The 15,573-nt window shown below is 40.6% G+C and carries 9 protein-coding genes and 1 pseudogene; 4 read left to right on the top strand and 6 right to left on the bottom strand.

The window, feature by feature from the left end:
* Positions 1 to 224: 224 nt before the first annotated feature.
* The 6 genes from J8Z25_RS05790 to bcsR are packed head-to-tail and all read right to left on the bottom strand — an operon-like array spanning position 225 to position 10,991.
* A complete protein-coding gene (locus tag J8Z25_RS05790; protein ID WP_250661816.1) occupies positions 225 to 4,037 on the bottom strand; it encodes a cellulose synthase subunit BcsC-related outer membrane protein in 3,813 nt (1,270 codons plus the stop codon).
* On the bottom strand, positions 4,028 to 5,143 hold the full coding sequence (gene bcsZ, locus J8Z25_RS05795) for a cellulose synthase complex periplasmic endoglucanase BcsZ (protein WP_250661817.1): 1,116 nt from the start codon (positions 5,141 to 5,143) through the stop codon (positions 4,028 to 4,030). The genes J8Z25_RS05790 and bcsZ overlap by 10 nt, the downstream gene beginning before the upstream one ends.
* Positions 5,143 to 7,392, bottom strand: coding sequence for a cellulose biosynthesis cyclic di-GMP-binding regulatory protein BcsB (gene bcsB, locus J8Z25_RS05800; RefSeq protein WP_250661818.1), 2,250 nt, complete (start codon positions 7,390 to 7,392; stop codon positions 5,143 to 5,145). Before bcsB ends, bcsZ begins: the two co-directional genes overlap by 1 nt.
* Positions 7,389 to 10,055 (bottom strand): UDP-forming cellulose synthase catalytic subunit, encoded by a 2,667-nt coding sequence (gene bcsA, locus J8Z25_RS05805; RefSeq protein ID WP_250661819.1) that lies wholly within the window; start codon positions 10,053 to 10,055, stop codon positions 7,389 to 7,391. The genes bcsB and bcsA overlap by 4 nt, the downstream gene beginning before the upstream one ends.
* Positions 10,048 to 10,767 carry a cellulose biosynthesis protein BcsQ gene (gene bcsQ, locus J8Z25_RS05810; protein WP_178926757.1) on the bottom strand — a complete coding sequence of 240 codons (720 nt, stop codon included), beginning with the start codon at positions 10,765 to 10,767 and terminating at the stop codon, positions 10,048 to 10,050. Before bcsQ ends, bcsA begins: the two co-directional genes overlap by 8 nt.
* A complete protein-coding gene (bcsR, locus tag J8Z25_RS05815; RefSeq protein ID WP_178926758.1) occupies positions 10,764 to 10,991 on the bottom strand; it encodes a BcsR/BcsP family cellulose biosynthesis protein in 228 nt (75 codons plus the stop codon). Before bcsR ends, bcsQ begins: the two co-directional genes overlap by 4 nt.
* A gap of 121 nt (positions 10,992 to 11,112) precedes the next feature.
* On the opposite strand from bcsR, the gene J8Z25_RS05820 reads away from it, so the two are divergent.
* The 4 genes and pseudogenes from J8Z25_RS05820 to bcsG all read left to right on the top strand — a co-directional run bounded on the left by J8Z25_RS05820 (position 11,113) and on the right by bcsG (position 15,520).
* On the top strand, positions 11,113 to 11,904 hold the full coding sequence (locus J8Z25_RS05820) for a BcsE family c-di-GMP-binding protein (RefSeq protein WP_250661820.1): 792 nt from the start codon (positions 11,113 to 11,115) through the stop codon (positions 11,902 to 11,904).
* Positions 11,905 to 11,969: 65 nt separating this feature from the next.
* Positions 11,970 to 12,869 carry an IS5 family transposase gene (locus tag J8Z25_RS05825; RefSeq protein ID WP_250661049.1) on the top strand — a complete coding sequence of 300 codons (900 nt, stop codon included), beginning with the start codon at positions 11,970 to 11,972 and terminating at the stop codon, positions 12,867 to 12,869.
* Positions 12,870 to 12,912: 43 nt separating this feature from the next.
* Positions 12,913 to 13,770 (top strand): annotated as a pseudogene (gene bcsE, locus J8Z25_RS05830) (cellulose biosynthesis protein BcsE); the annotation flags it as partial.
* Between the two features lie 169 nt (positions 13,771 to 13,939).
* The gene (gene bcsG / locus J8Z25_RS05835; protein WP_178926760.1) at positions 13,940 to 15,520 is read left to right on the top strand and encodes a cellulose biosynthesis protein BcsG; all 1,581 of its coding nucleotides are present in this window, start codon (positions 13,940 to 13,942) and stop codon (positions 15,518 to 15,520) included.
* The last annotated feature ends 53 nt before the right edge of the window (positions 15,521 to 15,573 follow it).

Here is a 15,573-nt window from a genome sequence, read left to right on the forward strand (position 1 = left end):
TTTTTATTTGAGGCCTTATTGTTTTTGCTTTGGTCGTTCTATGTATTTATTTAGTGAACGGGCGGCCATGTTTTTTGATGCAGCTAAGATAATGGTTTGTTGCTCAAGTTTTAAACTTGAAGGTAAGAGACACACCCTTATCCTAGCTACAAGTGCGCTACAGTATACATAGACCTTATGGTGAGGGGAAGATCTTGCGACACTTGCCCCTTGGGATGCGATGGTTAGTAGCTTGCATAAGGCACAACAGGTTTCCCAGGGAATGCCAGCTCGCTATACACCGGATTAAAGTAATAACGGAAGTACAGCTGAGCGTAATTCGGTTCGTAAAAATCGGCTCTATCTAGGTTGAAGTAACCACCAAAGAACCAATGAGGAGTGAATCGATACTCAAAACTTGCCCCTAAGTTATACGATAAGCCGCTGCTGGTATCGCCCTCAAAGTATGGCACAACACCTGTTACGGCTGTTTGAGCTTCTGCTTGGCCTTGCAAAATAGGGTCGTTCGGGAAAAATGCGATGTCGTCAGTGGTAGTGGTAGACCAAGATACCCCAGCACGAAGCCTATAAATAAAATTATGACCAACCCGTTTATCAAAAATAACAGGTAAAGAAGCACCCAAGTAGTTTTGCGGACTGTAATAGCCACCATGTCCCCAGGTTTCTTCACTTAAATTATACTTATATGACCAGTGTAATAAGTTAAGACCTAGGCTTAATTCGGCGTTTCTTTCGCGAATATAGCGATAGTAACTACCACCCATTAGGCTGTAGCTTTGGTTGTCTTTTACATTTTTACCTTGCAAGATTTGATAGTTGGTGCTGCCCCAAAAACCCCAGTCTAGGCCTAGGTCATGGGATAGGCTAAGTTGTAATTGCGTTGCTCTAACGCCACCCCATACTTGGTTGGTAAAGACATCTTCAAGTCCGGCGTAAGATAATACAGAGCTAGTTACTGGGCGTTTATTAAACGTGACGCCATAACCAAAGTCGCCTAAATCACCTTTGTAATTAACGCCCCACACGATATCTTCGACTAGAAAGCCAAGTGGAGTAGTACCAACATCAATGCGCCATTGCTCGTTTTGCCAAGCAAGGCCAATATCCATACCTTGTTGCTTTGGTTTTATACTTAAAAGTGGGCAATCAAAAATACAGAGGGCCCCTTGACCATAGCGACTACCAGCAAAGGTTTCATCAAAGCGGGTTTCTTGGCTTGATATTGTCATCGGGTCTAATTTCACAATCCCTGTGCCACCCCACAAAGGGAAACCTGCTTCAATAGGGCTTGCACCAGCGCCGAGGGTTGACTCATTTTGCGTACTGGTTTGGCTACTTAAGTTGATTGCGGCGGTAATATACGCTTGCTCATCTCGCTCGATGCCTTGCAATTGGCGCTTAGCATTATTGACATACCACGCTTCATTTTCATCAAGGGCATAAAGCTCATAGTTCTGCTCATCACTTAAGTTGCTCGTAGCAGCGTATGGGTCAACTGCCGCACGGTACCAGCTTTGAGCAAGCTTATTCTGGTGCTTAGCTTGTGCAACCGCAGCAGCTTGATAATAGAGCTCTTGGTTATTGTTGGATTTAGCCAGCAATTGCTCAGCTAGATTTATTGCGCTCTGAGTATCTTCAAATGGTTCAAGTGCAGCCATTAATTGCTGCTGACGATAGCTTTGCTCACTCGAAACTTGATTAATTTGCCCAGCAATGATGCGATCTGCTAGATCATCTCTTTGCTGCTGACGAGCAAGTGTTGCAATAGCCAAAGCGGTATCTGTTGACACTGTTTGACCTTTAGCGATGTGCTGCTCAAAGCGAGTAATAGCTTCGTTACTATTGCCTTGCTCGATATGAGCATTGATTAATGCTTCTGACAGTTCTGAGTTATCAGGGTATTGTGATGCAAGGGCAGACAGCTTGGTAACTCTTTGGTTACTATCGCTAAAGCGATTAATATAGTTTATTTGCAGTGCTAGCCATTGTGACTGCTCAGCATCGGTTGCGTTACTCGGCAGTTGATAGTCAGCAAACCAGATATCAGAGGCATTTTTATCGTCGCTTTCAATAAGCCAAGCTGCATAGGTCATATGCCAATAAGGACTCAAGCTTGGATCACGAATTAGGGCTTTTTTCAGCTGCCTAATCGCATATTGTTGCTCATTAATTTGCTGCCATTGGCTGGCAAGCTCTGCTTGCATTAAAGGCGTTAATGGTTGTGCTTCTAACTCGGTGAGCTTATAAATCACCGTGGCCTTATTAGTGGCTGTATTATTGGCAGAGAGTCTTTCAAGCTTGGTATTGATGCTCAATTGCTCTGTGAGTACATTGATTTGTTCAGTACGCGCGTTATTTGGAATGTAATCTAAGGTTGCCAATGCTCCTTGAAAATCATTCAACGAACGTAAAAATAAAGCATGGCTATAGCGTAGCTCTGCATCTAACGGAAATTGCCACAAGGTTTTTTTATAAAGAGCTTTGGCATGATCAACCAAACCTTGTTGTTGGTATAAATTTGCAAGGTCATAATAGAGCCAACTTTGACGAGGGCTTTGTTTGATTGCCAAAAGTAACACATCAACTGCTTCATCTAGCTTACCTTTGGCAGTAAGGTCATCAGCGCTGGCTCGCAATTGTTGTGTTTGTAATAGCGTGTAATCTTCAGTAATCAATGCCTGTTGTTGTTGATTTAAGCTGTTATAAAAACGATGACTACGAGCATAATTATCATCTGAGGCAGTTAATTCGAGCATGGCGCTCAAGGTAGCCTGTTGCAAGGGATCGTCTTTTAGCACTTGCTTATAGAAATTCATCGCGTTTTGGTATTGCCCAGCTTGCTTGGCAAGTTCTGCGCGGTAAAACAACACGGTATTCGGGTCTTCATTTAAGGTATCAGCTAAATCAAGTTTGAGACCTGCACGTTTCAATTCATTGCTATTGATGGCCGATTTAGCTTCATCTATGTATTGCCAAAAACGTGCGGTATTGGCCAAACCTATAAATACAGTAATACGATTTGTATCGATACTATATTGTTGGGCTTTTTTAAAGTACTGGTACGCTTTGGCATTTCTACCTTGTCTAAGATTTAATAACCCAAGACTATTGTATATTTCAGGGTCTTGAGGTCGGCCTTGTAGAGCTTTTTTAAATAGTTTTTCAGCTGTATTAAAATGGCGTTTTTCAAGCTCAGTGCTGCCTTTAAGCCATGTTTGGTAAGCTGGATCGGCTTGTTTCTTTTGCTCAGCTAAATGTGCTTTTTTAAAGTCACTAAATTGCAACTGACCTTTACTGCTTTTTGGGTAAGCAGCAAAGTAACGCTGATATTCGCGTTCAGTTTGTTTATTAAGCGGCATATCCTCAAGGGCTGCAAGCCACGCAAACTCAGCTTCAACACCATATTGGTTACTGTGAGCATAATGGATCAGTAATGCAATGGCTTCTTTATTTGTTGGGTTTTGCTTTAACAGATGTCTTGCATAGGCAAGCTCAAAACGGCCACTATTTGGGTAGCGTTTTAGTAAAGAACGATAACCGCGCAGTGCTTGCTGATATTGATTTGGATCTTGAGCAAGCCAGTTTATGTGCTCCAGCTCATATTCAATATTAGGGTAGGCGGATTTAAATAGCCGATTGTAGATTTTTACCGCGTCACTGTATTGTCCGGCCCTGGCACGAAGTCTGGCTTGTTGAACCGCTTCTTTGTCTTGATTATTTACGCGTGCGAGCATGATTAAGCTTGTTACGCACGGATGCGACAGATTACTAAGCTCTCCTAACCGAGCATTGGCTTTGTCATTTTCTTTTAGACTATATAAAACGCGCACCTCGGCGCATTGCACTTGAGTATTTTTAGGTGCAATGCTTTGCAGTTTTTCTAAGCTGTCGCTCATTAATTGATTATCGCGCTCGATTTCACCAAGTTGTATTTGGCTAATTAACCAATCAATTGATTGACTATTAAGGTCCTTGTTATTTGCTGCGGATGCACTGGAGCTCGCTAAAACTGCTGCAAGTAGCCACTTTATCGGCATTCATTGCTCCAGTTAGTTGTTAATGTTCCTTTTTTATCAATACTAAAACGCTTATTCAGGGCGCTATTAGCAAATAAATACAATACGCTGTCGTAATAGCGGCTGGTGGTAAAGCGTTTATCCATCATGATTTGCTGCTGTAGCGCAGTGACAGTTTGTGAAGCATTATCTTCTGCAAGCAGTGGTAGTAATGCCGCAATAAAGCCACTTGGGGCGTTGCCTGATGTTTTTCCCGTTAGCGCATTGGTTTCAAGTGGCACTTTGCCTGAAGAGACGATGCTATCAACAAAAGGTTTAAACTGCTGTGTAAGGGCATTTTTATAGGGGGCATCTTCTGCCATCATACTGGCCCAAAGGTAGACGCGGATAGCATTGTAACTACCTGTAGCAGGGGCGCTTTTATCATGATAAAAGCCTTTTTCCACGCTGTAATTAACCCAATCAGGGCTCACGCTTTTTGGTGCTGTATCTATTAATAACTGCGCAGAGTTATCGTTTAATGTTTGCCAAGGCGAGTGCGGGTATAGGTGCGCAAATTGCGCAAATATAAATAGCGGTGCATAGCTTGGATTTAATTTCCAGCTATTGTCTTTTTCAAAACCTGTTGGCCCAGGTAATAGAGTCAGACCGAGGTTTGGTATCTGCGCTGTTTCTTCACGAATGATGCGCTCAGCAAGTACTGAGCTGAGCACTGCATAGCGTCTTTCATTCCATAATATTGCGGCTTGTGAAAGGCTATAAGCAATCCATAAATCTGAATCAGACGCTGGATTTGAATCAAGGATTTGTCCTTGGTTTTGCTTTATTCCCCATTGCCATGCTGGTAAACGGGTGCTTAAATCACCTTCAGAAAGGTGCACTTCGGTCCATTCAAGTAATTTATCAAAGCTGGCTTTATCATTTGCAAGTAAAGCAAAGAATAGCGCATAAGATTGCCCCTCTGAAGTGGTGATGCTGTATTCACTGCCTAAATCAATCACTCGTCCTTCGGGTGTAATGAAGTGAGTTTTAAAGTTATTCCACTGCGGCCATGTACTACAACTTAACTGAGCCAATGCATTGGTAGAATAAATAAAAACGAATAATAAAGAAGCGATAGTTTTCATTATGCTTTATCTCCTTCAGATAAACGTTTTTTGGTTAGTAGTGCGAGCACTCGCCACAACATAAATGAAATAAGTAATAGTGTTAGTAGCGATAAAATCGCTAACAGTACTGGACGGTCTGAAAAGTGAAACCAAATGAGCGTATGAATAGGCACGTGACCGACAAAATACTGCTCATCGGTTTTAATCGTTTTGATGCCTTGGCTATTAATAATTGCTGAACTACCTGTAATTTGAACCGTTTTTTCTTCATTTAATAGGGCATCAGTTAGTAGTGCATAAGCACTTTCATTACTGGCAATCAAAGAAACTACTGAGCGGTCTGAATCGAACGGTGACTGGAATCCTGACATCACGGCTAAACGACCAATGCTACTTATGTTTACTTTAATTTTTTCAGCGCCTTTGGTGTCATATGCACCATTGTAGATAGCTTGATCGACAATGCGTTGGTTGTTGTTGAACAGCACACTTAACGCGCTGTCTTTGGCAAGCGATGTTAAGAAAGAATCAGGCTTACCAATGATAATAATGTCTTTATCTTTTAGCGCAAATTGGTTGCTTGGAAATTGAATGTCTAAACGGTGCGCAGGATAGCCAGTAATAGCGCCTAAATGACCTGTGAAGTTAAGTAATAAGCTAATCGCATTAACTGAGCTGTTAGCTTCCATTACTAAAGTACTTTGGTGTAAATCGGCATATTTGGTGAATGGAAAACCACCATTTGCAAAAGCGCGTAAGTTTGGCATGGCAATGTAGTGATGGAAGTCACTTACATCAATCGTTGAGCTGCCATCAATTGCACCAAACTCACCACCGGCAGGAATGGCACTACACTCACCTGTTTTTACTACTGCAAAATTAAAATCATAAGTTAGTTGATTCTTAGTTGTTAAATCAAGGCCTGTTAATTCAAAATCTTGGCGAGTTTTTGTTGGGTTGTAATCTGAAAGTAGAGGCAATAAGGTATTGGTTGTAATAGTCTTACCACCTTCATTATCAAGAATAAAGCCATCCACAAATTTATCGTTTATCAGCATATTTAAACGCGACAACATGTTTTTCTCAACTGGTGTGTTGCGGTAATTCAAAGTAATAGGAATACCGTTTTCACGCCAAGTGAATAAATCTGGTGCAAAGCGTAAATCTAAACGAACTGGCAGACCGCGATAACCCTCTGACTGAAGTTGGGTTGGGTATTCAATAAACTCATCAAAGCTCACTGCGCGATCAGAACGCACCCACAGTGGCGCATCATAAGCTTCTCTAAGTGGTAAGTTGCTAATTGCATCAATAGTCGCACTGCGACCTGTCATCACTTTATAGCCAAAGACTAAACCAACAACGGCTTCTTTTAATTGTGCTGTGTCTTTACCTAAAACCAGAAGTATTTTGGCGTAGCGCTGAGTCGGGCTGCTGATAATTTCTACAGTTGGTTTTTCAACATCTGGGTAATTCAATAAAAAATCAGGTTTGTTGTCGTTTGTTGCAAAGACGACACTATGCTCTGTTGGTGTTGCATTGATTTGTACAGGGAATTGCGCTTTGCGCCATTTTGCTTGTGCGCCAAAAAAGCTTGATAGCGCTGCAGCTGCTTCTAGCGTATTTTCATCCGGTTGTGATGCAAAAACAAATGGTAAGGTTAGTCTGCTGTAATCACGTGAATCAAAAAATGGCGCAGGGAAATACTCAAGTAAGCTTTCTAGAGCTAGTGACTGACGGTCAATAGAAATACGGCTGCTTTTACTAAGCTCGGCCCATATTGTGTCACTGTAGCCATCTTGACAAACCATGTCGTAATAACCTACTAGTTCAAAACGTATTTGGTTGAAGTCTTTAATCAACTTAGGATTAAGTACAACACTCTGCTCAGACACTTTGCCAATTGGAGAGTCTTTCTTATCAAAAGGTAACACTGTTACTAAGTTTTCATTTAAGAAAATCTTTAAATGTGACACTCGGGCAAGAAGTGATGGTGACGATGTGTATGAAAAGTCTAGGGTTAGCTTTTTACCTAGCTTATCTAAGCGATTCGTAAAATCAACACGCGTACTGTTGCTAATACCATCAAGTTTAAACTTGCTTAAACCAAGCTTTTCAAAGCTTAATGTCATGGTTTCAATTGGCGCTTGTTCAGGGTAACCATCATCAAAAATAGCTTTATTAGGGAGAGGCTCAGCACTTATCGCCCAATTAGATGTGCTGAGTGTGACAACAGCTAATAACAAGGTCAAAATAGTTTTTATCATGATGTTTTTAGTACTTTTGTTGGTTTTTTAGGTAATAATGACGCCACAAAGTACAAGACCCTTGATACAAAGGAAATCACTGGTCTTAATTCATTTGGAGCATGGAAAATCAAGTTCTTAAAGCCTTTTAGGCTGGTATAAAAAACGTGAGAAAAACTGTATGAAGGCTTATCGTGTTTAAAGTTCTCTTGCCAATCAAGCCAAGCATCGGCACGTGAGAAAGTGCATTGAATAAAGGCTTTTTGTTTTTCTAAATCTAAATCTCTTAGGGTAAGACCCAGCTGCTTATCGCGGGTGTTACAGATATAAGTTGGAAATGAAAGCTGCTTTAAGCCACGACTCATTAACAGCTCTACCTTATCGTTTACACGGCAAAGATGGGTATGTTCAGTTTCCAGACCAACACCATTGTTTGAGTAATCAGTAATTTTAACTTTAATGGTACGGCCATTAGCCAGACGAATGGCTGCAGGGAAGTTTGCTTTTATACGATGTGAGCTGCGCACTTGTTTCGCTTCAGCGGCAACGGCCACAGCTGCACCTAGAATTATCACGTTATAGCTTGCCCATAACATGCTAATGACCAGTACACCTATTTGTGAGCTGTCACCAAAGAACAATCTGAACACGCCATAGGCCATACCCAACACGTTAACAAGTAACAAGATGATATAGGGCTTTGAAATCGTCCAGTCGTAGTGATCTTGTTTGTTTAAACCACCTTTTTCAGTCACGTTAAATTTGCCCTTATTCGGATTGATAAGCGCAACTGTGGTGGGTTTTAAGATATACCAAGCAAGTACTGACTCATAAACTTCGCCCCAAAATGAATAGCGGTACTTACCTTGAATTCGGGAATTGGTTATTTTTACTTGTAATAAGGTCGGTACAATATAAAGAAAGATGGCAACAAACGGTGCATAGATAATTTGCGCATTAAAATAAATTAATGCCAGTGGCGCTGTTAAGAACACAATACGCGGGATACCCGATAAAAAGTGCAGCATGGCGTTTAAGTAGCATAACCGCTGGGCAATATTTAAGCCTTTACCAAGCAGTGGGTTATCTAATCGGAATATTTGTGCCATGCCGCGTGCCCAGCGAATACGCTGACCAACGTGGGCAGATAAACTGTCAGTGGCAAGGCCGGCAGCTTGCGGAATATTAATATATGTTGTTTTGTAGCCAGCGCGCTGCATTCTCAAAGCAGTGTGGGCATCTTCTGTGACTGTTTCTACGGCAAAACCACCAATTTCTTCAAGGGCACTGCGTCTTAAAACAGCACAAGAACCACAAAAGAAGGTCGCATCCCACATATCATTACCATCTTGGATTAAGCCATAGAACAGCATATTTTCATTTGGGATTTTACGATGGTTTTTTAGGTTGCGTTCAAACGGATCGGCAGAGAAAAAGTGGTGAGGTGTTTGTACTAAACACACTTTACTGTCATTAATAAATTGCCCCATAGTCATTTGTAAAAATGAGCGAGCAGGGATATGGTCACAGTCAAAAATAGCAATGTAGTCGCCATTAGTTACTTTCATCGCATGGTTCATGTTACCGGCTTTGGCATGGTTGTTATCAGGGCGAGTTAAATAACCAACACCAATTTGCTTTGCGAATTCGGCAAATTCAGGGCGCTTACCATCATCTAAAATATAAATGTTAAGCTTATCTGCAGGCCAATCAATACTTTGCGCGGCGATTGTAGTCGGTTTAACAACATCAAGCGGCTCATTATAAGTAGGAATATAAATATCAACTGTTGGCCAGTTTACTGTGTTTTGATCTAAAGCGATTGGTTTACGGTTTAAAGGATTGATGGTTTGGAAAAAGCCTAATATTAGTACTAACCAAGCGTAACTTTCAGCAAGCAGCAAACCAATCCCTAGGGTAAGGGCTAAAGGGTCACCCCAGTTAAGAGTGTCAGTGTAGCGCCACCATAGATAACGTGTAGAGGTTGTCACAGAAAGGATGATCATCACAATAGTGGCTATTTTCCCTTCAACGCGTCTAAGTGAGTAAGCAACAATTAAAATTAAACTAATAAACACCGCTTGTGCTTCAATACTAAATGGTACAGTCACAAATATAGCTACGGCAAAAACAATGAAAGTGAAAAACGCGACTTTTAATGTGCTGTTTTTCCAAAGTGAAGAGCGGGTTAGTGTTTTATATGAGTTAGTATTTGTTTGATCTCTTGCAATTAACCAAAGCCCTTTAAAAGAGCGAACTAACTTATTATCTGCAAGTCTTAATAAGCGGGCTGATCGCGTGATTTTACGCCAAGATTTACGCTGCTCCGCGGCTATTTGTTGTTGTGAGGTTGTGGTGGTGTTGAAAAGCGCAAGGTACACACTTTGCAATACGATCCGAATGCAGTTAGTCGGTGTCAAAACAGGTTGTGAAACATGAGGGTATAAGCGTTTAAGTTTAAGCTTTAGTTCACGTTTTTTATTGTTATCTAATTTAATAAATAATGACAAAAAAAGTACAAAGAAAGGAAGTAAAAACGCACCCAACAAGCTCATTTTATGCTGATTGTAATAACTATAAAATTTAATAAATACAAAGCGCACAAGTTGTTTCGTTAAAAACAAACTTAAAAGGCCCTTGAGCAGGCGATGCGAAACCCCGTTTGAACTTGTATTATTACTCATTCTGACTCGCACGGCTTACAAGCCAACCAGCTAGCGTTTCAAAATCGTCATTGGCAACGCTATATGGCGCACAATTAATTGCCACATTACGAAACGCAGTGGCTTCTTTGATAACTTCATCTCTATTGATATATAAAGGTGCAATTAATGGTAATTCAGTTTGCCAAAGCTGCAATAAATCTGATTCAAGCTCAGAGGCTGAATTATATTTATTGGTTAAAAAATAATGCTGCCATGATGATTCAGCCTGCTTTAGAGTGTTTAAACGTTTGAAAGCAAAACTGTGACAAATTGCATCACAATTAATAATCTCAAGGAATATATCGTCTTCATTTAGCGAATAGCGGTGCACATCAACATGGGCTGGGCAGTCAAATAAAAACCAGCTGTCATCGCTGTCATTAAGCTGCTGACAACTCTCTATAATACATGAAAAGTCTAACCCTAAGTTCGAACGGCTGCCATAGGGTAAAAACTTTACGCCATCGTTATCTTGGTGAAACTGCTCACATGCAGAGGCAAAGTTTGGGTAATCACTCCAGCCTAGCTGATGCTCCCACGCAAGACCAAGATGTAGGCCTAAGTCGCTCTTTGGGTCTAAATCGATGGCATACACAGGCACATTTGATTTTCTCAAAGCACAAGCAAGGTTGGCCACAATAGATGTTGTACCTGTTCCACCCTTAATACCTTTCAAGAAAACTCGTTTCATTTATGATTCTTTATTGCGTTTTTGTTAATTTTTTCTGTGCGCAGGGCTTCTTTGGTCGCTAGTGCAATATCGTTAAGCAAAGGGTACTTTTCAATCGTTTTGCGATTTTTTTCAACATCAACAATTTCAACATAATCCGTTTCCTTGCCGCCAAATTGTCGTAACAGCTTTTCAATATCGTATTGAGTTAAGGTGTGTGAATTTTTTACTGCAAAGTCATTCATCTAAAAAACCGTTATGAGAAAAATTAGCTTAAAAATGTTCACGATCCATGGACATAATCTGCATTATATATAGAATAGCGTTTAAAACTAGTACTAAAGTATCTTTTTTAAGGGTTTGTTGGTGCCTCATTTAAATATTACAGGACTAAACGGAGCTTTCTCTGAGCTAAAGCGAGGCGCAAACTATGCTTTACTTGCCCCGCTAGATAATCAGCTATTAGAGTTAACAAGGCATCTTTTAACCAATCATAAAGACTCTGTTTTTTTGCTTTCTGAACAAGTCGAATTATTTTTCGAAGGAGAGGGAAGCGAGTTATTATTTACCTTGTTCGAACAAAAGGTGCTGCACCCATTCCATTTACATCATAATGAGAATGTATCAAAAAGTTTGCATTTTTCCCGTGGTGTTATTAACGAAATAAAACAGTATGAGCAACTGAAAAACAGTACGGTTATCGTGCATGTCGATTCAGAACATTTAGTCTCTTTGAACGAACAGCAGCTTGGTGAAAAACTCAAGCTCTATGTTGCTTTGTCACAATCAAAAAATGTCACTTTAGTGTTTTTAATGTCAGGTGCTTATGTCAGTGAATTGAGACGTCAGTTATTAGCCTTAAACCGTTTCTTTGATGGCCTTATTTATATAACTCAAGAGGCATCAATTCGCACTCTTGAGTATGATTATTGGTGTCATAAAGAAGGAGTTATCGCTGGGCGTTCGGTTAATTTACAGCTTCATGATGGTCAACTTGCATTAGTTGAGGTAGAGCAAGAGGCTGATGATAAGTCGCAAGCAACGGAGCAAGACTTTGATGAAGACGAGGTATGGCTAACTCAGAGTGCTGTACCTGAGGGTACAAAGCTACCCGTGTTTTATAAAATAATTGATGATAATGATGGCGTTGTTTCCTAAAAGTTTGAACTATCTTGCCAGCCTGTGATCAGATCATCTATATCCTACTAGCCCGTGCAACAACAATGAGCAAAATCACAAACTGGTCTCACTATAATCAAGCCCTCGTTAACCGCGGTAATATTCGCTTCTGGTTTGACGAAAAAGCAACGCGTCATTGGTATAACGAATGTACTCACGGTGGGCGTGGCCGCTCTAATCATTTCTCTGATCTTGCTATTGAAACTTGCTTAACACTCAAAGCTGTCTTTGGCTTGTCGTTCAGGGCACTACAAGGGTTCACACAATCGGTATTATCTTTGATGAAGCTTCCGCTTGAAGCCCCAACCTACAGTTGTCTGTGTAAGCGCAGTGCTGAGTTGAATATTAAATTTCGCAGTAAAGTCCGCACCACTGGATTTGTAGATATTGTAGTTGATAGCACAGGACTTAAGGTGTTTGGCGAAGGTGAATGGCATGCACAGAAGCACCACGTAAAGGCAAGAAAAAAGTGGCGAAAACTGCACCTTGCGGTGGATGCCAACACGCATGATATTGTGGGGGCGCAAATGACGCTCAGTAACGTCACCGACGGCGAGACCCTCCAAGATTTGATAAGACCATTACGCCGGCGTATAGATAGAGTGAGCGCTGATGGTGCTTATGATAGCCGCCGCTGCTATGCAGAAATTACTGAAAAAGGCGCGATACCTGCTATCCCGCCGAGAGAGAATGCACGGCTGTGGACTGATAAGCATCCACGCAATGAGGCTGTCATGTTGTGCAATAAGTTAGGAATCGCACAATGGAAAAAGCTCAGTGGATATCATGTGCGCTCATTAGCAGAAACAGCGATGTACCGTTTTAAACAGTTGATGGGGGCTAAGCTAAATGCGCGTGATTACAATCGCCAGCTGGTTGAAGCGATGATCAAAGTGAAGGCGCTAAATAAGATCAACACCCTTGGTCTGCCTAAATATCAGTAAGTTAAGTGAGTTTGTTAGAGAGCTGTATTTGATCAACAAGGCCGATAATGATGCTCTTTTTTCTAAAGGGCTTACCAAAAAATCAGCGACGTTAGTTTTTGCAGTTACCCGATACACTGATTTAAAAGCGTTAGCCAAAGATTGTTTCTCTCTTCGAAAGAAATGTGGTCGCCGACTGAAATTAGTAATTCAAAATGTTGATGGCATAATTCGTCATCAGGACGAGTGCTTATTTTTAACTTTAGGGGTTAACCTTATTTTATATAGTTATTCTGAGCCTTCGCGTTTGCTATCACAAATTCAGTCAATTCAAGGATTTCAATTTTCAAGACCACTCCCTAAATCAATTGATGATGTTCTGAAATACAGTGAAAATACCTTAGCAAAAGGCTATCTACCAATCACCAAGTTTGCACAGCAGGTTACCAAGCATAGCGATTCTGCGGCAAATCTTGGTGTAAGTGGGGTGCTTGTTATGCTAGAGCTTTTACCTCGCATTGATGCTATACACCCATTGCATTTATTTCATGTGAAACGTGAAGGAGATATTTTTAGTTTTGCAGATGGCTCGATTTATCTATATCTGCATGCTTGTCGAGAGCATGATGTAGAAAGTGCGATTAAGCATTTATTTAAATTACAGGTGAGTGACTTTTTTATGTCTAAAAATGTCATTGCCGATCATTTTTATATTCAGCAAGAATGTCGCCGTATACAACGTAATTTTGCAAATGTTGAAATAACTGATTTTACTCAACAATTACAAGAAAATGTGAGTTATATTTTTGATGCAAAAGGTTCAGATATAGCGACTTTAAATACAGAGACACCGGAATTCAAAAAAGTGATTCGACCAATATCCGAGCCAGTAAAAGTGACCTTAAAAGGTGATCTATCATGAGCTTAAATCAGTTTTTTATCACTTTTATTGTTGCAATGCTTATCGGTATTTTATTGAGTAATATAGGTAAGGCATTGTTTAATAAAGCAGTAGTGCTCTACCGAAAACTAACATTTAGGCATGTATTATTAACCCCTTATACGCCAAAACGACACAAGAAGGATAACAAGTGAGGCTTTCAGGATTAGGTGTTTGGAATTTATACTTTTTAGTTAAGTTTGTTCTGTATAGCCGAGGTGACATTTCTTTTGATTTAATTGCAAACTTAGCATTTTTTGCTTTTCTAGCTATCTCTTTTCAACATATATGGTTGTCTCGTTTTAAACACGCTGTGAGTGTGGTGGTAGGTGCGGCCTTGTTATATTACGATTCGTGGTTACCTCCAATTTCTCGGCTCACTAAGCAAGCCGGTAATGTACAAGATTTCAGTATTGACTATTTTTTTGAAATTACAGCGCGTGTCATCAGTCTTGATATGGTGTTGGCACTTTTCACTTTGGTGGTTTTTTATTGGTTAACTGTAAAATGGTTGCGCTATACCAGTATATCAATCATCGGCTTTGTTTATGCGTATTGGTTAGGGGGAGTCGCTACCGGTAATGAGGTTATGCCTCAAGTGGCAACTAATAGCCAAACTACAAAAAAACAAGTACCCGTTTTAGTTTCTGATACAGCAAAACAAAAGACACCGGATCAACAGTTACAAGACTTTTACCAGCAACAGAATTTACTACAAAGCCAGTTTCCTGACGTATTTAATGGCCAGCCATTTGATGTTGTTGTGCTAAATATTTGCTCTTTAGCGACGGCTGATTTAAAAGCGATAGGTGTTGAGCCACGTAACTTATTTGCTGATTTTGATATTCTGTTTAGCCAATTTAACTCAGCAACGTCGTACAGTGGCCCTGCGGCAATTCGTTTATTACGAGCAAGTTGCGGGCAAACAAGTCAAGAGCAACTATTTAAACCTGTTGATGAGCAATGTCAGCTATTCACTAACCTTGCTGAGCTTGGCTATAAAACCAGTGTGGCTCTTAACCACGATGGACATTTTGATGACTTTATAGGTTTGATCAGGCAATACGGTGGTGTCTCTGTGCCAAAACTGGATTTTAGCAAATTTAGTGCTGCGCAATATGGCTTCGATGGTAAACCGATTTATTCTGATGCGGATATACTCACTAATTGGTTGAAAAAGCAAGGTTCGAGTGAGCAGCCTAGGGCTCTTTATTACAACACCATTAGCTTACACGATGGCAATCAACTTGCTGGTCGTGAACGTATGAATAGCTTTGAAAGCTATCCGCTTAGACAACAGCGCTTATTTAATGACATCGATAAGTTTATAACTGAGTTAAAAGCGCAAGGTCGAAATGTAATGCTGGTGGTTGTGCCGGAACATGGGGCTGCCTTACAGGGTGATAAACTACAATTCTCTGGTTTGCGCGAAATTCCGAGCCCTTCAATAGTTTCAGTGCCAACTGCGGTTAAATTCATCGGTCCTGATATAAAGCATGATGGGCTGAATGTCGTTGATGAAACAATGAGTTATTTTTCACTGTCAGAGTTAATCAACAATACGATGAAGCTTGACTTGTTCACAGGTACGGTACCCATTAACCGAGTGCTTGATAATTTACCAACTTCAGCCAAGGTCGCCGAGAATGAAGATACGGTAATGATGTATATAAAAGGGCAGCCTTACATCCAATTAGATGGTGGAGAATGGACCAAGTACCCGACTAATTAAGTTATTTGTCCAAAATTGTTTACAATAGACTACCCAGTTGCAGGGAGTTAGCG

This window comes from Pseudoalteromonas sp. SCSIO 43101, assembly GCF_023650775.1.
Taxonomy (GTDB): domain Bacteria; phylum Pseudomonadota; class Gammaproteobacteria; order Enterobacterales; family Alteromonadaceae; genus Pseudoalteromonas; species Pseudoalteromonas apostichopi.